Below are 18,780 nucleotides of genomic sequence, written 5' to 3'. Positions count from 1 at the left end.
GTATCACAAGTCGCGGCGAATTGTGTACTATGACTCATGGCCAAGAAGATCACCGTCGCGAAAAAGATCACCGTCGTCATCGCAGACGACCAGACGCTGTTCCGCGAGGGCATCAAGGACCTCCTCGAGAACGAGAAGAACATCTCCGTCATCGGCGAGGCCGCCGACGGCCGCGAGGCGCTGCGCCTCGTCAAGAAGCTGAAGCCGAACGTGATCCTCCTCGACATCAAGCTCCCCCACATGGACGGCATCGAGGCCACGCGGCAGATCCACAAGGACTGTCCGACCACGAACGTGCTGATCCTTTCTTCTTATGAGGACGAGGCCCACGTGATGGAGGCCATCCAGGCCGGCGCGAACGGCTATCTCTCGAAGATGCTCCCCGCGGCCGAACTCGTCAACGCGCTGAAGACCTTCGCGAACTCGGGCGTGATGATCCCGCAGCCCGTGATGAGCAAGCTCATCGACGGCCTGCGCCAGATGGGCTCCGCGAACTCCGAGGCCAGCCTCGTCGCGCTGACGAAGACCGAGATCAAGGTCCTCTCCAACCTCGGGCAGGGCCAGTCCAACAAGGAGATCGCCGCCTCGCTCGCCTGCAGCGTCAAGACGATCAAGAACCACCTCAACAGCATGTTCCAGAAGCTGAGCGTGTCGAACCGGACCGAGGCCGTGGTCAAAGGCATCGACATGGGCCTGATCTCCGCCGAGAAAGCCGACTAGCGCGCTTCGTTCCTCGAGTGGAAGGCCCCGGAGTCTCCTGATTCCGGGGCCTTCCTCTTAATATGTACGGCATTGACAGGGGAGGTGCCCGGGGTTATCCTGGACGGAGATGGCTCTCCCGCGCAGGACGGCGATGCTCGGGGCGGTGCTGGCCGCGTCCCTCGCCGGGGCGACGGTCGCGTCCGCTCGAACCGCGAAGATCGACGCGCGCATCCGCGCGCGCCGCGCCGTCTCCGCCGGAGGCTACGCTCCGGCCGGCGCGGGCGGCGCCGCCGCGGGCCCGCGCCAGTCCGTGCTCATCCGGGTCGCCCCCGGCACGCCGCTCGCGGCCCTGCGCGCGGCCTTCCCGAACGCCGAATTCGGCACCCAGGCCGGCGACGTCGTCACCGCGCGCGCCGACGACGCCTCGCTTGACGCCCTCGCCGCCGACGGCCGCGTGCGGAAGATCGACGCCGGCGTGCGGACCCGCCCGTTCATGGACGCCGTCCGCTCGAGCTCGACGGCGTCGGGCGTCGCCCTCGGCACGATCTACGGGGCCGCGGCGACCGACCTCGCCGGCGCGACGGGCTCGGGCGTCGTCGTCGGCATCGTCGACACGGGCATCGATTACACGCACCGGGATTTCATGGTCGACAACACCTACCCCGGGACGAGCACGTCCCGCATCCTCTACCTCTGGGACCAGACGATCAGCTCCCACGCCGGCGGGCCTTTCCCCTCCGGCTACAACTACGGCGCGCAATACACGCAGTCGCAGCTCACGACCAAGATCCAGGGCGGGGGCGGGACGATCAACACCGAGGACGCCGACGGGCACGGCACTCACGTCGCCTCGATCGCGGCGGGCGACGGCACCGGCACGGGCGGCTCCATCCCCTCCGGGACGTTCAAAGGGATCGCGCCGAGCGCGGACCTCATCGTCGTGCGCACCACGTTCGACACCGCCGACGTCGTGGACGGCGTCGCCTACATCATCGCCCGGGCCGCGGGGGAGGGCAAACGCGCGGTCGTCAACCTGAGTCTCGGCACCCAATCCGGCCCCCATGACGGGACGTCCGGCTTCGAATCCGCGCTCGGCGCCCTCGCGGCGAACACGCCGGTCGTCGTCGCGATGGGCAACGACGGGGCGGCCAAGCCCCACGCCGGGGCGGACGTCAACCCCGGCGGCACGGCGGGCTTCGTGGCCGACGTCGACGTCGCTTACTCGGGCCAGGACGCGGAGCTCGAGTTCTGGGTGCCGGGCGCCGACCACTACACGGCCGAGGTGGTGCTGGGCGGCGTCAGCGGAAGCCTCGTCGCGGCCCACAACTCGATCCAGTCGACGACCTTGGGCGGGCATCTCGTCCAGATCTACAACAGCACGGACGTCGGCCATCCCAACGGCGACGAGCTCATCTACGTCCGCGTCAACCGGTCCCCCTGGGTCACGGTCCCGACGATCTCCGTGACGCTGACGCGCACCGTCAACGGCGGGAGCGGGCGGGTCGACGGCTGGGTGGACCCGGCGGGCCAGGCCGTCAGCTTCGCCTCGTACGTCGACAACACCCGGACCCTCGGAGAGCCGGCGTGCGCGCAGAACGTCTTCGGCGTCGGCTCGTACGCGTCGAAGAAGTACTGGGACGCCACCGACGGGTTCACCTACAACTTCACGAGCCAGGCCTCGCTGGGCTATCTGTCCTCGTTCAGCTCCCAGGGACCCACGCGCGACCTGCGCCAGCAGCCGGAGGTCGTGGCACCCGGGGACGTGATCGCGGCGGCCCTGTCGGCGGCGACGACGGCCTATCCCGGCGACAACCTCGTCCTGACCGACGACCGCCACCGCATCCTGCGCGGGACGAGCATGGCGGCGCCGGTCGTGACGGGAATACTCGCCGCCCGCCTGCAGTACGGGCCGACCCGCACCGTGTCCGACCTGCGCGGCATCCTGCGCGCCCAGGCGCGGTCCGACGGCGCCACGGGGATCGTGCCCTCGTATTCGTGGGGCTACGGCAAGGCCGCGTCGAGCCCTCAGCCCGTGTCCCCTCCGACGGGCTTGACGGCGACGACTCTCGGCCCGAGCTCGGTCACCTGGAGCTGGAGCTCGGTCGTCGGAGCGGACGCCTACTCGCTTTATTATTCGACGAACCCGACCGTGCGCTTCGCGTCGGGCGTCCAGCCCCCCTACGTCCACACCGGCCTGGCGGCGAACACGACGACGGGAGTGCTCGTCAAAGGCAGCGGGGGAGGCGTGGACGGCCCCGGCGCCTTCATCAGCACCTCGACCTTGGCCGCGCCGCCGGCGGCCCTGCCGACGGCGGCGCCGCACGTCGACAGTGTGACCGTCTCCTGGACCGCGTGCCCGGCGGCCCCGGCGGCGCTCTCGTGCTGGGGGTACGCGGTCACGGCCTCGACGGCGGCCGACGGGAGCGGGACCCAGTTCGCGGCCCTGACTCTGAACCGCGCGGACACCTCGATCGCCGTCACCGGACTGGCGCCGCTGACCACCTACTATTTCCGCCAGGCGACGCTGAACTACTTCGGGGCGGCGACCTCGACCGGCCCGGTCGGCGCGACGACCTTGACCGACCTCGTCGCCCCGATCAGCCCTCAGTTCAGCGGCGCGACCGTCTCCTCGATCCGGTTCGACTGGAACGGCGCCGGCAACGCCTCGGGCGTCACCTACGTCGCGGACGCCTCGACCTCCCCCTCTTTCGCCGGGGTCGTGCTGAGCAGCGCGACGAAGAACTTCTACGCGATCTTCACCGGCATGTCGACGAACGCGAGCTACTACTTCCGCGTCGCGGCGACCGGCGGCCCGTACCTCATCCCCGGCGCGCCGACCGTGACCTTGGCGGCCGCTCCCGCGCCGTCGACCGCCCCTTACCTCGGGGTCTCCCAGACGGGCTTCACTGTGCAATGGTCGTCGGGCGGCAACACGGCCGGCACCCAGTACCGGGCCGAGGCCTCGGCGACCGCGGACTTCGCCGCGATCGCCGCCTCGTCGACCACTCGCAACGGCTTCGCCGCGTTCTCCGGTCTGACGCCGAACACCCTCTACTACGCCCGCGCGATCGCGATCTCCCACGCCGGGATCACGAGCGATTACGCGGCCTTCGGGTCCACGCCCACTTTCGTGCTCGATCCGACTTTGCCGGGCCAGCCCTTCTCCAACCAGGCCGCGGACGGGTTCACCTTCAGCTTCAACTCGGGCGGCAACCCGGCCGGGACGGTGTATACGGTGCGAGTGGCGACCAGCGCCTCGTTCTCGCCGGTGACGGCCAGCGTTAACACCACCGGCGTCTCGGCCTCGTTCAGCGGCCTGAGCTCCAACCGCCTCTATTTCGCCGACGTCGCGGCCCTGAACCTCTCGGGGACCCCGACCGCTTACACCGGCGCCGTGTCGACGGCGACCACCGTGGTCGCGCCGGGCGCGCCCGCCTCCGCCGTCTTCTCGCGCTCGACCGGGACCCTCTACACGAGCTGGACGACGGCGACGCTCGGGCCGGGGACGAGCTTCACCGTCCAGGCCTCGGCGCTGGCGAACTTCTCTGTCGTCGCGGGTTCCTCGACGACGGCCAACGCGTTCGCCGCGGTCTCGGGCCTGAGCCCGAACACCCTCTATTATCTGCGCGTGCGCGCGTTGAGCCTCAACGCGCCGACGCCGGACGGACCGTGGACGACGATCGGCTCGGCCTCGACCCTGGCCAACGCGCCCGCCGCGGCGGCGGCTCCGTTCCCGCTGGTCGGCGTGGCGAGCGTGACGGTGGCGTGGACCGCGCTGCCGCTGGCGCCCCAGGCCTCGGCCTGCCAGGGCTACCTGGCGGAGCTGTCGGCCGACCCGGCCTTCGGGACTATCATACGCTCGAGCTCCGTGGCGGCCGGCGCCGCGACGGCGAACTTCGCCGGCCTGAGCTACGGCACGGTCTACTACACGCGCGTGGCCTCCCTCGACCAGGAAGGGAACCCGAACTACCTCGTCATCGGCTCGACGCGGACCACCGCTCCGACGCTGTCCTCCGGCACTGTCGCCGGCGGGACCTTGACCCTGACCTTGCCCTCGGCGTTCGCCGTCGTCCCCTCCGTCGCGGCCCAGATCGAGCCCGGCACCTTCCCGCCCGGCACCGTCGTCACGATGCTGTCGGGCGTGACCCTCGACCTGTCGAACCCGCGCAGTTCGGTGGCGGGCCTGACCGCGCTCGGCAACGCCGTCGGCGTCGACATCTCCGCGGGCGGGCTGCAGCCCCTGAAGCCGGTGCGGCTGATCCTGACGTACGACCCGCTGCAGCTGGCTCCGGACTCCGACCCGCGGCGCCTGCTGATCGCGCGCTACGACGACGCGTCGGCGCTCTGGGTCATGGTGCCGTCCGCCGTGGACACGAGCGGGAACCAGATCATCGCGACCCTCGACCATTTCTCCTCCTACTCCCCCTTCTTCGCCGCGGCCGGCGCCTCGGTCGCGGACGGCGTCGTGTTCCCCCAGCCCTGGGAGATCGGCGCGCCGAACGGCGCGTACGGCGCGCAGGCCCTGACCTTCGCGAACTACCCCGCCGGCACGACCGTCCGTCTGATGTCCCTGACCGGGGAGCAGGTCTGGGAAGGCACGGCGGGCGCCAACGGCGTCCTGACCTGGGACGGGCGCAACAAGTCCGGGCGCAGCGTCGCCAGCGGCACCTATTACGCCCTCATCGAGGGCGGCGGGGCGCGCAAGGTCCGGCGCGTGGCGGTGATCCGGTGAGGCCTGTGATGACCGTCGTCCTGCTCCTCGGAGCCCTCGCGAGGCCCGCCTCCGCCGCGTTCCAGACCGACGCGGGCGTCAACGGCGCGCAGTTCCTGAAGATCGGGGCCGGCGCCCGGGCCCTCGGCATGGGCGAGGCGATGACCGCCAGCGCCGAGGGGCCGGAGGCCGTCTATTGGAACCCCGGCGGTCTCGCCGGGGCTCGCGGCCTGGAGCTGGCCTACTCGCGCGCGGAGCTCCCCGCGTCGGTCCACCACGACTACGCCGCGCTCGCGCTGCCGGTGGACTGGTCGGGCGGAGTATTCGGGTTCGCCTTCACCCGCCTGAGCCAGGGCTCGATCGAGCAGATCGACAACGTGGGCGTCGCCCGCGGCTCGTTCGCCCCTCATTCGGAGGCGTTCTCCTTCGCCTACGCGCGCGCCTTCAGCGAGGAGGACGCCCTCACGAAGGACCGCGGCTACTTCCGGGACTCGTGGAACCTTCCCGGCGCCGCGCGCCGCTTCGAGGACGAGGAGGAGCGGGAGCCCTGGACCGGGACCTTCCGCGCCGGCGCCGCGATCAAGGTCGTCAACGAGACCCTCGGGACCCGCAAAGCGGCGACCGCCAGCGGCGACGGCGGCGTGGTCTACCGGCCCTCGACGCGGCCCGCTCTGGCCCTGGCCTGGGCCTTCCGCAACGCCGGAGGCAAGCTGCGCTTCATCGGCCAGTCGGAGCCCCTGCCGTTCGAGCTCTCCCTGGCGGCGGCGCACGACTGGGAGCCCGAGCGTGGGCGCGTCGTGACGGCGCTCGAGGCGGTGGCGCCGCTGCACGCCCGTCCGTACGCGAAGCTGGGCGCCGAATGGGACCGCGCGGTGTCCAAGGGCGTGCATGCCGTCGGCCGCGTCGGCTTCCAGGGGCGCTCCGTCCCCGATCTCGGCGTCCTGTCGGGGCTGACGGTCGGCGCGGGCGCGCGCGTCAACGGCTTCTCCTTCGACCTCGCGTTCCAGCCGCTCGGCCAGCTCGGCGAGGCGTTCCGCCTGAGCCTCGGGTGGCGCTTCGGACGGAAGAGCTAGACGAGCTTGGACTTGGTCTTGGCGCCGGCCTTGATGCGCGCGACGGCTTCCGTCGCGTAGACCCGGATGCGGGGGTTCCCCGCGGACTTCGCGGCCTTCTCGAGGGCGGGCAGGGCGCGCTCGTCGTTCGTCCGGCCCAGGGCGGCGCAGGCGATGAGGCTGACGCGCTCGTCGGATTCCGTCAGCAGCCCGACCAGGGCGGGCACGGCGTCCGGCGTCGCCGGCGCGTACTCGGCCAGCGCGCGGATCGCGGCGACGCGCGCGCCGAAACGGTGCGCGGGCTTCACGATCGCGAGGAGCTTCTTCGCCGCGCCCGGGTCGCGGGACGCGGCGATCGCGGCGACGGCCGCCGCGGCGACGCCGTCGCGGTAGGTCTTCGCCTTGAGGTTCGTCTCGATGATCCCGCGGTACCGGCGGTAGTCGAGGCGGCCGAGGGCCCGGGTGGCCTCGGCGCGCACGAGCAGGCTGCGGCCGGAGCGCGCGAGCGGCGCGAACAGGGCGGCGTCGGCGGGCCCGCCCCGGCGTCCGAGCTGGTCGACGATCACGCGGCGGACCTTGGGGTTCGCGGGCCCCGAAGCCAGGAGGCGCCGCAGCGCCGGGGCCGTGCGCGGGCCGGCGACGGAGCCCAGGGCCTCGACGATCTCGGCCGCGGCGCCCCAGAACTTCTCGCGCTTGGCGGCGGCCTCGAGCTCGGCGACGGCCTTCTCCCCGCCCCAGGCGGCGACGGCGGAGGCCGCCTGCGCGCGGGAGGCCGAGGTCTTGCCTGCGCGCAGCTGGCGGAGCCACATCGCCTGCGGCTTGGCGAACTTTATGGAAGATAACAGTTCCAGCTCTGGATCGAACTCCACGTCGAGCGGCTCGCCGGGCAAGGTCCAGACGAAGCGGTGCTCCTTCGCTTCGACCGTCTCGGTGAAGTCCCGGGACCAGCCCCGGCCCGTCACCCGGATCTTCGCCTTGAGCTTGTACGCGGGGTGGGCGTCGGAGACGTCCTGCGTCTGCGTGAGGTGGAGTTCCCCGCGCTTGCTCTTCTCGTCCCAGGACCAGCGCAGGCGCAGGGCAGGATGGCCGCCGCGGTACACCCATTGATCGAAGAAACCCTGCAGGTTTCTTCCAGTCGCTTCCTCGAACGCGGCGACCAGGTCCTGGGTTTCCGCGATTCCGTCCTTGTGCTTTTTGAGCCAGTGCCCGACGCCCTTCCAGAACAGCTTGTCGCCGAGCTCGAGGTGGAGCATGCGCAGGACCCAGCAGCCCTTCTCGTACAGGTGCCGGTCGAAGATCGTCCACGGGTCCGTGTAGGTGCGGCACACGATCGGCCGGCGATAGCGTCCCGAGTCCTCGTCGAGGTACACGCGCCGGTTCAGGAGGAGCTCGTACAGGGCCTCGTCATGGCCGCGGTCGGCCTCGAGGAATACGACCTCGGAGTAGGTCGCGAAGCCCTCGTTGAGCCAGGCGTGAGGCCACTCGGCGCAGGTGACGAGGTCGCCGAACCACTGATGGGCGAGCTCGTGCGCGACCAAGGTGTCGAGGTCGTGGTCGGCGAACGCCTGCTCGTCGATGAGGCAGGCGTCGGTCTGCGTCGTGGCCGTCGTGTGCTCCATCCCGCCCGGATACTCGGCCACAGCGACCTGCGCGTAGCGCGCGTACGGGTAGCGCACGCCGGTCTTCTCGGAGAAGATCCTCATCGCCGCGGCGGTCTTGCCGAAGCCGCGGCGGGCGTCGCCCTCGCGCCCCTTCTCGCAGTAGTAGACGACGGGGATCCCGTCCCAGTCCTCCACGACCTCGGCGAAGCGCGCGACGGCGAGCGTGATCAGGTAGATCGAGTGCGGCCGGTCCAGCTTCCAGTGATAAACGTGCTTCGTCCCGCCTTTCGACTCGTCGATCAGGATCCCGTTGGAGACCGCCCGGAAGCCCGCGGGCACCGTGGCCCGCACTTCCGAGGTGGCCTTCTCTCCCGGGGTGTCGTGGCAGGGGAACCATCGGCGCGCGTCCTCCGGCTGGCTCTGGGACCACATCTGCTCGGGGCTCTTCACGAAATGGAGGCCGGCCTCGGGGTTCGTGACCGAGTAATGCACTTCGACGTCGTGCGCCTCGTCCTCGGCGAGGATCTTCGGCGAGGTGACGACGAGCTTCTTGTCGGCGTTCTTGAAGCGGGCGGGCTTGCCGTCGAAGAGGACCTTCGTGACCTTGAGATCGATCGCGTCGAACGACAGGGACCGCAGCCCGGCGCGGCGCGCGCTGACGGTCGTACGGCAGAATCCCGAAAGACGGCGGCGATCGAAGTCGACGCTCAGATCGAGATAGATATGGCGCGTGTCGAAAGGCCGGTCCGGCGCGTAGACCGGCGGCGCGCCCAGGAGGGCGGCCTGCACCCCCGGGCCGGAGCCCCCGGCCGCGATTCTTCTTCCGCAGCCGAGGAACTCCCGGTCCAGGTTCGGCATTTAGGCGGCCACGGCTTCCGGCTTCGTCGCGGAGGCGGCTTCCTTGATCATCATCGCGGCGATCTCGTTGCGCTGGATCTGGTTGGTGCCTTCGTAGATCTGCGTGATCTTCGCGTCGCGCATGTACTTCTCCACCGGGAAGTCCCTCATATACCCGATGCCGCCGCACATCTGGACGCACTCGTTGGTGACGAACATCGCGGTATCCGAGCAGGAGAGCTTGCACATAGCCGACTCCTTCGTCCAGCGCTTGCCGTCGCCGGCCTGCAGGACGTCGTAGACGATCGCGTTCTCGTCGATCGCCTTCTTGTAGACGGGGAGCATGTACTTGTCCATCGCGTTCGCCGTGGTGTACAGCAGCGCGCGGCTCATCTCGATCTGCGTGGCGCAGTTGGCCATCATGTGCTGGATCGCCTGGAAGCTCGAGATCGGCTGGCCGAACTGGCGGCGCTGGCGGATGTAGGCCACCGTCTCGTCGAGCGCGCCCTGCGCGATGCCGAGGGCCTGCGCCGCCACGCCGGGGCGCGAGCAGTCGAAGGTGGTCTGCGCCGTGAACAGGCCGTAGCCTTCCTTGTACAGGCGGTTCTTCACCGGGACGCGGCAGTTGACGAAGTCGATCTGATAGGTCGGGTTGGCCCGGATGCCCATCTTGTGCTCCTTCTTGCCGAAGCCGAAGCCCGGCGTGCCTTTCTCGACGACGAAGGCGGTGACGCCGCGGGCGCCGCGGGAGCGGTTGGTGGTCGCGAAGACGACGTAGGTCTCGGCGACCTCGCCGTTGGAGACGAAGATCTTCGAGCCGTTCAAGACGTAGTGGTCGCCGTCGAGCTTCGCCGTGCACTCCGTCGCCGTCGCGTCGGAGCCGGCGTTGGCCTCGGTGATGGAGAAGGCGGCGAGCTTCTTGCCGGACGCGAGGTCGGGGATGAAGCGGGCGCGCTGCTCGGGGTTGCCCAGCAGCAGGATCGGGAGCACGCCGAGGCCGGAGGCCGCGAAGGCGAGGGCGATGCCGCCGCACGCGCGGGAGAGCTGCTCGATGACGAGCACCTGCTCCTTCAGGCCGCCGCCCATGCCGCCGTACGCCTCGGGCAGGTAGACCGAGTACAGGTCGGCCGCGGCCATCTTCTTGACCACGTCCCAGGGGAACTTCTCCTGCTCATCGAACGACTCGCGGACCGGCTTGATGTCGCGGAGCGCGATCTGCCACGCCAAATCCTGGATCTCCTTCTGCTGCTCGGTCAATTCGTAGATGTAGCTCATGACTCCCCCCTGTCCATCTTCCGGAGCGCGTCGCTTGCCGCGGCCTGCTCCGCTTCCTTCTTGCTCTTGCCGGCGCCCCGGCCGAGCTCTCGCTCGCCGAGCCGGACCGAGATCTGGAAGACCTTGTCGTGGTCCGGGCCCGTCGACGAGGTCGTTTCGTACGTCGGCGGCGACTTGTGCCGCTTCTGAAGGAGCTCCTGAAGCCGGCTCTTGTGATCGGTCTCGAGCAGGCTCCCGTGCCGGTCCGCGTACCACTTGCGGATGAACTTCGCCGCCGTCTCGTAGCCGCCGTCGAGGTAGATCGCCCCGATCAGGGCCTCGACGGCGTTCGCGAGAAGGCTTTGCCGCGTGCGTCCGCCGGTGTTCTCCTCGCCGACGCCGAGGTGGAGATAAGCTCCGATGCCCAGCTCCTCGCCCCACAGGGCGAGGCTTGGCCTCGAGACGAGCAGGGACTTCTTCTTAGAGAGGTTCCCCTCGGGCTCGTCCGGATAGCCCTCGTAGACCGCGTGCGCGACGACCGAAGCCAGCACGCTGTCGCCCAGGAACTCCAAGCGCTCGTTGTAGACCCCGGACCCGCTCTCGCTGGCGTAAGACTTATGCGTCAGCGCCTTCTTGAGCAGCCCGGCGTCCTTGAACCGGTACCCGACGACCTCTTCGAGAGGTCGAGGCATCGGAGCTATCGCCCTTACTTCTTGGCGTGAGCCGAGATGTAGTCGATCGCCTGGCCGACCGTCTGGATCTTCTCGGCCTGCTCGTCGGGGATCTCGGTGTCGAACTCTTCCTCGAGCGCCATGACGAGCTCGACGGTGTCGAGCGAGTCCGCGCCGAGGTCGTTGACGAAATGAGCCGTCGGGGTCACTTCAGCGGCGTCCACGCCGAGCTGCTCGACGATGATCTGCTTCACGCGGTCCGCGATGTTGGCATCAGCCATGATGTCTGTCTCCTTGTTACATGTATCCGCCGCCGTTCACGTTCAGCACGTGGCCGGTGACGTACGACGCTTCGTCCGACGACAAGAACAGGACCGCGCGAGCGACGTCCGAGGGCTCGCCCATCCGTCCGAGAAGGATCTTCTCGATGAGCTTCGCCTTCATCTCCTCGGGGATGACCTCGGTCATCCGCGTCTTGATGAATCCCGGAGCGACCGCGTTCGCCGTGATGCTGCGGGAGGCGAACTCCCGTGCGACCGACTTCGTCATCGAGATCAGGCCGCCCTTCGAGGCCGAGTAGTTGGCCTGTCCGGCGTTGCCTTCCTGCCCGATCACGGACGCGATGTTGACGATGCGTCCGTAGTGGGCCTTCATCATCGGCCGGATGCAGGCCTTGATGAAGTTGAAGGCGCCCTTCAAGTTCACGTTCATCACCACGTCCCAGTCCGACTCGGACATCCGCATCAGCAGGTTGTCCTTGGTGATTCCCGCGTTGTTGACCAATATATCAATTTTCCCGAATTTTTCAACCGCGGCCTTCACGACGGCCTCGCACTGGTCGAACTTGGTGACGTCGCAGGCGACGCCGAGGGTCTTGGACGCGTCCCCTCCGGCGAGCGCGGCGGCGGACTTGGCGGTCAGCTCGGCGTTGACGTCGACGACGACGACCTTGGCGCCTTCGGCGATGAAGAGCTCGGCCGTGGTGTAGCCGATGCCTTGCGCGGAGCCGGTGATGATCGCGACCTTGTCCTTCAGGCGGATCCCCGTCGTCGGGACGGGGCGCGGAGCGGTTTCGGTGGTCGTATTCATAGAGTCACTTTCTCCTCGGGCGCGCCCGTCCGGGCCACGACCTCCTTCAAAGCTGCCGGCACGCCGGCCTCGGCGATCTTGGCGGCGACGCGGATCGCGTTGGCGATCGCGCGCGCGTTCGACGACCCGTGGCTGACGATGGCGACGCCGTTGACTCCGACCAGGGGCGCGCCGCCGTACTCATCGTAGCTCATTTTCCGCTTCAGGCGCGAAAACGGACCGCGCAGGAAGAGCAGCGGCAGGCGGTAGGCCCAGGACGCCATCAGCTCGGTCTTGAGCTGGGCCATCATGGCCATCGCGGTGCCTTCCATCGTCTTGATCAGGACGTTGCCGACGAACCCGTCGCAGACCACGACGTCGGTCTTGCCGGCGGGCACGTCCCGTCCCTCGACGCAGCCGTAAAAGTTCACTCCAGCGCCTCTAAGCAACGGAAAGGCCTCTTTGGCCAGATCGTTGCCCTTCCCCTCCTCTTCGCCGATGGACAGCAGGCCGACGGTGGGCTCCTTGATCCCGTAGACGTGGCGGGCGAGCAGGGATCCCATCATCGCGAACTGCACGAGGTGCCAGGGCTTGCAGTCCACGTTGGCGCCGGCGTCGAGCATGACGGTCACGCCCTTCGCCGTCGGGATGGGGCACGCGATCGCGGGCCGCAGGACGCCGGGCACGCGCTTGAAATGGAACAGGGCCGCGACCATCGTCGCGCCGGAGTTGCCCGCCGACACGAAGCCGGCGGCGCGTCCTTCGGCCGCCATCTTCGCGGCGATCATGATGGACGCGCCGGGCTTGGCCCGGCAGGCCGCCGCGGGGTCCTCGTCCATGCCGACCGTCGACGGAGCGTCGACGATCTCGAACCGAGGGTCGCCCTCGGCGATGCCGCGCGCGGAGAGCTCCGCGCGGATCTTGTCGGCCGGTCCCGTGAGAAGCAGCTCGACGCCGAAGGCGTTCGCGGCCTGGATCGCCCCTTCGATGTTGGGGGGCAGTCCGAAGTCGCCGCCGACGGCGTCGAGCGCTATCCTCACGCGAGGTCTGTGTAAAGTCTTACTGCTTTCCTTCTTCGCCGCCTTCGGGCTGCGCGCCCTTCTTCTTCGTCTTCGGCGGGCGCACGAGCACGCCGTTGTAGTAGCCGTCGGCGCTGATCGTGTGCGGGCGGTGCCAGCGGCCGTCCTTGTCCTTGCTCAGAGGCACGGCCTCGAGCTTCCAGTTGGCGGAGCGGCGGCTGTCGCGGCGGGAACGCGTGTGTTTACGTTTCGGATTGGGCATTGTATTCCTCTATTTGTGGAGAAGGCTGATTTTAGCCTTTATGAGGGCGAGGGGTCAATCGGGGCTTTCGCGTATTGGAGAATCCCCCTCCCGGGACGCCGTCCCCGGCGCCGCCCTCGGGGTGGCCGCATTCCGCCACGTTGCGGTCCTTCCTGCAGACCTCGCACAGCCCCTTGCAGTCGGGCTTGCACAGGATCTTCATCGGCTGGATGAGGGCGATGGACTGGCGCACCTCGTCGGTGAGGTCCATCGGGCCGCCGTCGATGGGCACCATCACCTCGATCGGCGTGCTCCAGGCCTGCTCGACGGGCTTGAGGCAGCGCGTGCACTCGAACTTCCATTTCCCCTTCGCGGTGCCGGTGAACGCGGCCTCGTCGTCGACGGCGAGGATCTCGCCTTCGAGCTTGACCGGGCCCACGAGGGCCCCTTCGCTCAGGGCGTCGGGGAAGGTCTCCGGCGGCGTCTTGGCGTTCACGGCCAGGCGGCCGTTCTCCTTCACGTCCGTCAGCGGGAACTTGAAATCCGAGCTCATGAGCCCATGTTATCACTTATCTACGGGGATAGATATTCGCTCGTCCCGGGAAGAGCGAATATCACCGAGAATAGATCAGGGGAGAGGGGGCGGGCACTTGAGCGTCTGCCCGAGCGGGATCCAGGTGAGCCCCGAGGGCTCGCGCCGGCGCGGCAGCGCCCGCAGGCCGAAGCAGCGCGTCGTCCCGGGGGCGTCGCTCTCCAGGCGGTAGGTCAGCACCCACTCGAGCCAGTTGCGCTTGTCCTCGGGGCCGTCGAGGAGGTAATCGAAGACCTCGGTTGTGACGGGCAGGCCGAAGTAGGAGTCGGCGCCGGGCGCGAGCCTTTGTCCGGGGCCGCTCTCGGCGCGCTCCATGACCTCGCCCTTCACTCGGGCGGCCACGGTCAGCCGCACGCCCTCGGCGCGGACCTCGGCGTGGTTCTTGCGCAGCACCGAGACGACGTAGCTCTCCCCCTCCACGGGGAACATCGAGCGCGAGCGGTAGGTCGCGATCGTCACCGGCGACAGCGGGACCGCGGCGCGAGCGGGGGCCGGAGCGGGTTCGGCGACGGGCGCGGCGACGGGCGCGGCGACGGGCGCGGGCGCCGTCACGGTGGACGCGACGGGCGCGGCCGGAGCAGCGGGGACCGGCAACGTGGACAGGTCGGACGGCAGGTCCGCGCACATCGGCGCGAGCCAGACGACGGTGACGACGGCGATCACGAGCGCGAAAAATTTACCCATAACGCGCCGAGTATAGCCGATTTGGGACGGGCGCGATAGAACGGGTTACAGCTCCGCCGCGAGAAGGCCGGTTTGCTCTGCCAGGTCGTCGTCGGAAGTCCACTCCAAGGGGCGAAGGCCCAGGCGCGCGACGGCGGTCAGGTAGCGGCTTCGGCTTCCAGTTTCCAATACTTTGAACTCGTCTTTCGTGATCGTCGCGACGGACGAGTGGTGCAGCGCCCAAAGCCGAATCTTCTCTTTCTTCAGGAAATCTCGCCGGTCGCAAAGCAGGATCAACTCATCGTAGGTCGTCTGCATCTTGGCCAAGGGCGGCCAGTAGAGGACGACGTCCGTCACTTTATGGCGCAAGAGCCGGTCGAACTTCTCGATGAGATCTTCACCGATGCGGTCAGGATCATCCTCCATCAAAACGACTTGATGACCGTTCGCCCCGAGAGTCTTCGCGATAGAGCGGCGGACCAGCAGCGGGCTCTGATCGTCAGACGTCCGCTTCCCTCCGTCCCACATGCCCGGCCCGAGAAGGTAGACGACGGCCATAGGCTCAGCGGCAGCAGTCCTGAAGCTCGGCTACGGCTGCCGCGCCGAGTTCGGCCTTATGACGGACCGCGCTAGCGCTGAAGTCCCTGAGCGTTTCCAGGAATGCCTTTCCCCGCTTTCCCAGTTCGTATTCGACGAGCATGCGCCCTTTGGCTGAGGCCGCGACGCGGGGAACGATCCACAGCCCTTTGCGCAGGAATTTGACGGCGCGGTCCACCTGCGCGGGATTAAGGGCGAGGCTTCTCTGCAACTCCCCGAACCGCATGGGTTTGTGCCGGATCGCCTGCAAGATCCGGAGATAGTCCTTGTGCGCCATCAATTCCATGATCATGCCGATAGTATGCTTACATAATGTAAGTATGTCAATGGCCTCCCACCTATCATACGAATGAGGCCTCCATTTAGTTCCCTCCTATGGGCGGGAAAAAGACGTTCGCGGCGGAGCGCGCGCGCAGGGCGCGGGGCGGAAGGCCGAGCGCGCGGGCGACGATCGCCGCCGCCTTCTCGGCGAGGCCCGCGATCTTCCCGATGCGCGTCTCGGTGAGGTCGGTGCGCCGGGGGCCGGTCATCACGTCGGACACCAGGTAATCGATCGTGAGCGCCGCGCCGGGGTGGGCCGCGAAGGCATCGACGATGTGGGCGTGCTCCATGTCCACGGTGCGCACGCCGCGCGCGGTCATCTCCGCGACCCAGGCCAAAGTCTGCGTGTTGGAGGTCGGCATGGTCAGGTGCGAGCCGGCCTTCGGCTCGAACCAGTCGCCGAGGTTCGCCTCCGGGTCGAGCGAGCCGGCCGCGCTCATGACCGCGACGTTCCGGGCGCCGTGCTCGAGCACGGCCTCCATCAGGTCCCCCGCCAACTCGCCGAACAGGGGCATGAAGAACCAGACCTTGCGCCCGTCCTCGAGCTCGATGACCTTCATCGGCCTTCGCGAGATGTCGTTCTCGGGCGCCGGCTCGGTCTTCTTGGCGTTGAAGTCCTTCCAGAACGCGGCCATCTCCGGCGTCTCCTCGATCAGAGACCGCACCGCCGGCCTGGTCAGGCCGTACACGACGAGGTCGGGCACGTGCCCCAGCGCCTCGAAGGCCGCCTTGTACTCCGGCTTCCACGAGCGGAACCCGCGCCGGGTGAGCACGTCCGCAGCCGGGACTCCGGCGAGCTTCAAAAAGCTCTGCAGGTGGACGACCCGGCTCGCGCCGTTGACGCCGAGGATGAGGTTCACGGCTTCGCCGTTGGGCGTCGTCGCGTCGTAAACCATGTGAAAGCCGGTCTCTTTCGCGTAAGGCTCCCGCAAGGTCCACCCGTCCGTCTCCAGCGTCCGCCGCGCTTCCTGAGAGTCTCCCTCGACCACGAAATACCGTTTGCCGTTCGTCGTCCCGATGTTGTCCTTCACCCACTTCGGAAGATCCTTGACCGTGTGCGCCTGTCCAGGTTCGAGGCCGTTCAACTCCGGGTCGTAGCCCTCGGTGAAGCCGCCGGGCGGCAGCGGCCTGTCGTCGAGTCCCGCCGGGATGGGCCGCGCCACCGGCTTCCAGTCGTACTCGAACAGAGGGTTGTGGGTGTCGCCCTCGCTGTCGTACTGCTTCTTGCTGAACTCGACGCGGATGAAGGTGCGCATGAAGTCCGCTTTCGCGACGTCGGCGCGGTGCACCGAGTAGGAGTCCCAGAAGGCGATGTCGAAATCGGGCGTCGCGCGCGCGTTCGCCTCCTTCGCCTGGCGCTCGAGCTCGGCGTGGACGTGCTGCTTGGCCGGGTCGAGGGCGGTCAGGTCGAAGGGCTGGTCATAGAACACGGTCCCCAGGCGGTCGCTCGCCGAGTACAGATGCTCCGGAGGAAGCTTCACCTTATACCGGACGCCCTGCACGCCGTCGATGTGCACCCCGGGCCGTCGATGCGTGGTCCCCGCCTTCACCGCGTGCTGGTCCACGGTCAGGTACATGTAGAACTCGTCGAAGTCGGGGTTGACCGCCTTCTCGTGGTCGATGATCTTCCGTAAAAACTCCCGGAACTGGGCCAGCTCCTCGGGAACCTTGATCTCGGAGCCCGGCATCTTCACCGGCATGTTCAGCACCGAGGTCACGGGCTTGGAGAACGCGGCGCGGTCCTCGATCTCCCCGATCTTGACCGGCTTGTGCGGGACGAGAAGGTGCTTGAGGCTCCACGGCTCGAGCAGGCTCCCGTAGATCGGCGAGCGTCGGTCCGCGACCGCCGTCTCCCGGGGCGTCAGGACGAAGCCCTTCCCCGACAGCTTGGCCTCGCGCAGGTCGGTCCGCAGCGAGCGCTCCCGTTCGGTCCGTTCCGCGAAGGCGTTCTGCAGCTGGGTCGCGAGCTTCTCGTCCTTGTGCACGACGAAGGAGATCTTCTCGAGCGAGGTCCGCGCCCCGGCGAGGAAGCGCTCGACGCCGCGGCGGATCTCGGCGGCCACCTCCAGGTAGGTGCGCTCGACGGCGCCGAACACGGAGCCGGCGCGCAGGGCGGGCACGGCGAGCGACTTCAGGCCGTTCGCGTCGGCGGCGCGCAGGCCTTCGTAGACGATGTCGGACAGCGGCTTCTCGTACTTGTCGGCGACGAACAGGACGTTCTCGATCGGGCCTTTCCCGTCGCCGCGCGCGAGCAGGGACTTACCGTCCTCGAGCCTGGGGGCTTTCGCGAGCCGGGCGGCGAAGCAGCCGTCGGCGGCCTTGATCGCGGCGTTGACGCCGCCGTTGCAGAGCTTCTTGCGCTGGACCGTGGTGAGGACGGCGTCGGCCCGGGCCTCTCGGATATCCCCCGTCAGGACCTCGACGGCGAGGTCGGGCCCGGGGCCGGCGACGGGCGCGGGCTCGTCCGCGAAGGCCGGGCGCTCGGCGCCGAGCTCCTTGGCGATCGCCGCGATGGTCTTGTCGAGGCTTCGCTTGCGCGCGACCCAGCGGTCGCTGCTCTTGGTCCAGATGTTCCGGCTGATGGCCCACGACGCGGCGCCGACCTTGCTCTGCTGCTCCTCGCTGAGCAACGCGCGGACTGCGGGATAGTTGAGCACCTCGAACTTGAGGTCGGCGGCCTCGAGGTCCTGCCGGGTCGACTTGGCGTGGACGGGGCGGGCGAGGATCGGGGCGACGGCGGCCTGCAGGGCTTGGGCGAGAGGCGCGAGCCGCGGGTCCCGGGGATCGGCGGTCTCGAGAAGGCGCGAGACGGCCCTGACCGCGTCGGCGTTCGGGGCCGGAGCCGCGAGGAAGGCGTCGAACGCGGCCGTCCACTGGGGCACCTGGATCGCGTAGGAGGCCGCGGAGGCGCCGACGGCCGAGGCGCCGAGGGCGGCGGGGCCGGGCCGCACGACGAGGGCGGCGTCCGCCGTCTGGGCGGCGACGAGGAGCGCGGCGAGAAGGGACCAGGAGCGCATGAACCCTTATTCTATGGGGTAATCGGGCCTTGCGCCTGAGGCATTCAGCCTACGCAGGCCGGGCCGTTCGGCCCTTCAGTGCCGCCAGGCGCGGATGTCGGACAAGTACTCGTCTCCTAGGCGAGACCGGCGGCGATTGAGGGCTATGATGAAGGCCATGAGAACCTCGGTCATCGCTTCGCCGCGGTCCGTGAGGACATAGATGGGGACGTATATCCCCGTGGCGGTGTCGGCGGCCGTAAGCTCGACCATCTTGGACTTCGTCAAGAACCTGAGGGCTCGCGCGATCTGCGGCGGATGCAGCTCGAGTTCCTTCTGCAGCGCGCCGAATCGCATCGGACGGCGTTCGAGCGCGCTCAGGACCCGGACATAGTCGCTGTGGGCCAGCAGTTCCCGGATCATGTCCTTGAGGCTACTAACAATCCGTTAGTCGG

Annotated in this window: 16 protein-coding genes; 3 read left to right on the top strand and 13 right to left on the bottom strand. The window is 68.6% G+C overall.

Going from position 1 to position 18,780, the window contains the following annotated elements; translation table 11 throughout:
* The first annotated feature begins 36 nt into the window (after window positions 1-36).
* From HYV14_15480 to HYV14_15470, 3 genes are all read left to right on the top strand, one after another.
* Window positions 37-720 carry a response regulator transcription factor gene (locus HYV14_15480; protein ID MBI2387390.1) on the top strand — a complete coding sequence of 228 codons (684 nt, stop codon included), beginning with the start codon at window positions 37-39 and terminating at the stop codon, window positions 718-720.
* 109 nt (window positions 721-829) lie between these two features.
* Entirely contained in the window at window positions 830-5,434 is a 4,605-nt protein-coding gene (locus HYV14_15475) for a S8 family serine peptidase (protein ID MBI2387389.1), read from the top strand.
* Window positions 5,435-5,442: 8 nt separating this feature from the next.
* Window positions 5,443-6,486 (top strand): hypothetical protein, encoded by a 1,044-nt coding sequence (locus tag HYV14_15470; protein MBI2387388.1) that lies wholly within the window; start codon window positions 5,443-5,445, stop codon window positions 6,484-6,486.
* Here the strand turns inward: HYV14_15470 and HYV14_15465 are convergent.
* The 13 genes from HYV14_15465 to HYV14_15405 form a co-directional block, all read right to left on the bottom strand.
* Window positions 6,483-8,924 (bottom strand): M1 family metallopeptidase, encoded by a 2,442-nt coding sequence (locus tag HYV14_15465; protein MBI2387387.1) that lies wholly within the window; start codon window positions 8,922-8,924, stop codon window positions 6,483-6,485. The genes HYV14_15470 and HYV14_15465 overlap by 4 nt on opposite strands.
* A complete protein-coding gene (locus HYV14_15460; protein ID MBI2387386.1) occupies window positions 8,925-10,178 on the bottom strand; it encodes an acyl-CoA dehydrogenase family protein in 1,254 nt (417 codons plus the stop codon). It abuts the gene before it with no gap.
* Window positions 10,175-10,849: a ribonuclease III gene (rnc, locus tag HYV14_15455; protein MBI2387385.1), complete on the bottom strand. Its 675-nt coding sequence runs from the start codon at window positions 10,847-10,849 to the stop codon at window positions 10,175-10,177. The genes HYV14_15460 and rnc overlap by 4 nt, the downstream gene beginning before the upstream one ends.
* 14 nt (window positions 10,850-10,863) lie before the next feature.
* Window positions 10,864-11,109: an acyl carrier protein gene (acpP, locus tag HYV14_15450; GenBank protein ID MBI2387384.1), complete on the bottom strand. Its 246-nt coding sequence runs from the start codon at window positions 11,107-11,109 to the stop codon at window positions 10,864-10,866.
* Window positions 11,110-11,125: 16 nt separating this feature from the next.
* The gene (fabG, locus tag HYV14_15445) at window positions 11,126-11,917 is read right to left on the bottom strand and encodes a 3-oxoacyl-[acyl-carrier-protein] reductase (protein ID MBI2387383.1); all 792 of its coding nucleotides are present in this window, start codon (window positions 11,915-11,917) and stop codon (window positions 11,126-11,128) included.
* Complete coding sequence (gene plsX / locus HYV14_15440; GenBank protein MBI2387382.1) at window positions 11,914-12,936, bottom strand: phosphate acyltransferase PlsX; 1,023 nt, start codon at window positions 12,934-12,936, stop codon at window positions 11,914-11,916. The genes fabG and plsX overlap by 4 nt, the downstream gene beginning before the upstream one ends.
* A 19-nt stretch (window positions 12,937-12,955) precedes the next feature.
* Entirely contained in the window at window positions 12,956-13,177 is a 222-nt protein-coding gene (rpmF, locus tag HYV14_15435; GenBank protein MBI2387381.1) for a 50S ribosomal protein L32, read from the bottom strand.
* Between the two features lie 31 nt (window positions 13,178-13,208).
* Window positions 13,209-13,709: a DUF177 domain-containing protein gene (locus HYV14_15430; protein MBI2387380.1), complete on the bottom strand. Its 501-nt coding sequence runs from the start codon at window positions 13,707-13,709 to the stop codon at window positions 13,209-13,211.
* Window positions 13,710-13,784: 75 nt separating this feature from the next.
* The gene (locus HYV14_15425; GenBank protein ID MBI2387379.1) at window positions 13,785-14,432 is read right to left on the bottom strand and encodes a hypothetical protein; all 648 of its coding nucleotides are present in this window, start codon (window positions 14,430-14,432) and stop codon (window positions 13,785-13,787) included.
* A 45-nt stretch (window positions 14,433-14,477) separates the two neighbouring features.
* On the bottom strand, window positions 14,478-14,969 hold the full coding sequence (locus tag HYV14_15420; GenBank protein MBI2387378.1) for a hypothetical protein: 492 nt from the start codon (window positions 14,967-14,969) through the stop codon (window positions 14,478-14,480).
* Window positions 14,970-14,973: 4 nt separating this feature from the next.
* Window positions 14,974-15,300 carry a hypothetical protein gene (locus tag HYV14_15415; protein MBI2387377.1) on the bottom strand — a complete coding sequence of 109 codons (327 nt, stop codon included), beginning with the start codon at window positions 15,298-15,300 and terminating at the stop codon, window positions 14,974-14,976.
* A 70-nt stretch (window positions 15,301-15,370) separates the two neighbouring features.
* Entirely contained in the window at window positions 15,371-18,346 is a 2,976-nt protein-coding gene (locus HYV14_15410) for a hypothetical protein (protein MBI2387376.1), read from the bottom strand.
* A gap of 75 nt (window positions 18,347-18,421) precedes the next feature.
* Window positions 18,422-18,748, bottom strand: a complete 327-nt coding sequence (locus tag HYV14_15405; GenBank protein MBI2387375.1) for a hypothetical protein — start codon at window positions 18,746-18,748, stop codon at window positions 18,422-18,424.
* Between the last annotated feature and the right edge of the window lie 32 nt (window positions 18,749-18,780).

It is taken from the genome of Elusimicrobiota bacterium (genome assembly GCA_016182905.1).
Classification (GTDB): domain Bacteria; phylum Elusimicrobiota; class Elusimicrobia; order UBA1565; family UBA9628; genus GWA2-66-18.
The sequence above is the reverse complement of the archived record's forward strand: the minus strand, read 5'-3'. Positions and strand labels throughout refer to the sequence as shown.

Coding starts and splice junctions, on each gene's coding strand:
- HYV14_15480 (MBI2387390.1), top strand. CDS start 37: ATGGCCAAGAAGATCACCGTCGCGAAAAAGATCACCGTCGTCATCGCA.
- HYV14_15475 (MBI2387389.1), top strand. CDS start 830: ATGGCTCTCCCGCGCAGGACGGCGATGCTCGGGGCGGTGCTGGCCGCG.
- HYV14_15470 (MBI2387388.1), top strand. CDS start 5,443: ATGACCGTCGTCCTGCTCCTCGGAGCCCTCGCGAGGCCCGCCTCCGCC.
- HYV14_15465 (MBI2387387.1), bottom strand. CDS start 8,924: ATGCCGAACCTGGACCGGGAGTTCCTCGGCTGCGGAAGAAGAATCGCG.
- HYV14_15460 (MBI2387386.1), bottom strand. CDS start 10,178: ATGAGCTACATCTACGAATTGACCGAGCAGCAGAAGGAGATCCAGGAT.
- rnc (MBI2387385.1), bottom strand. CDS start 10,849: ATGCCTCGACCTCTCGAAGAGGTCGTCGGGTACCGGTTCAAGGACGCC.
- acpP (MBI2387384.1), bottom strand. CDS start 11,109: ATGGCTGATGCCAACATCGCGGACCGCGTGAAGCAGATCATCGTCGAG.
- fabG (MBI2387383.1), bottom strand. CDS start 11,917: ATGAATACGACCACCGAAACCGCTCCGCGCCCCGTCCCGACGACGGGG.
- rpmF (MBI2387381.1), bottom strand. CDS start 13,177: ATGCCCAATCCGAAACGTAAACACACGCGTTCCCGCCGCGACAGCCGC.
- HYV14_15430 (MBI2387380.1), bottom strand. CDS start 13,709: ATGAGCTCGGATTTCAAGTTCCCGCTGACGGACGTGAAGGAGAACGGC.
- HYV14_15425 (MBI2387379.1), bottom strand. CDS start 14,432: ATGGGTAAATTTTTCGCGCTCGTGATCGCCGTCGTCACCGTCGTCTGG.
- HYV14_15420 (MBI2387378.1), bottom strand. CDS start 14,969: ATGGCCGTCGTCTACCTTCTCGGGCCGGGCATGTGGGACGGAGGGAAG.
- HYV14_15415 (MBI2387377.1), bottom strand. CDS start 15,300: ATGATCATGGAATTGATGGCGCACAAGGACTATCTCCGGATCTTGCAG.
- HYV14_15410 (MBI2387376.1), bottom strand. CDS start 18,346: ATGCGCTCCTGGTCCCTTCTCGCCGCGCTCCTCGTCGCCGCCCAGACG.
- HYV14_15405 (MBI2387375.1), bottom strand. CDS start 18,748: ATGATCCGGGAACTGCTGGCCCACAGCGACTATGTCCGGGTCCTGAGC.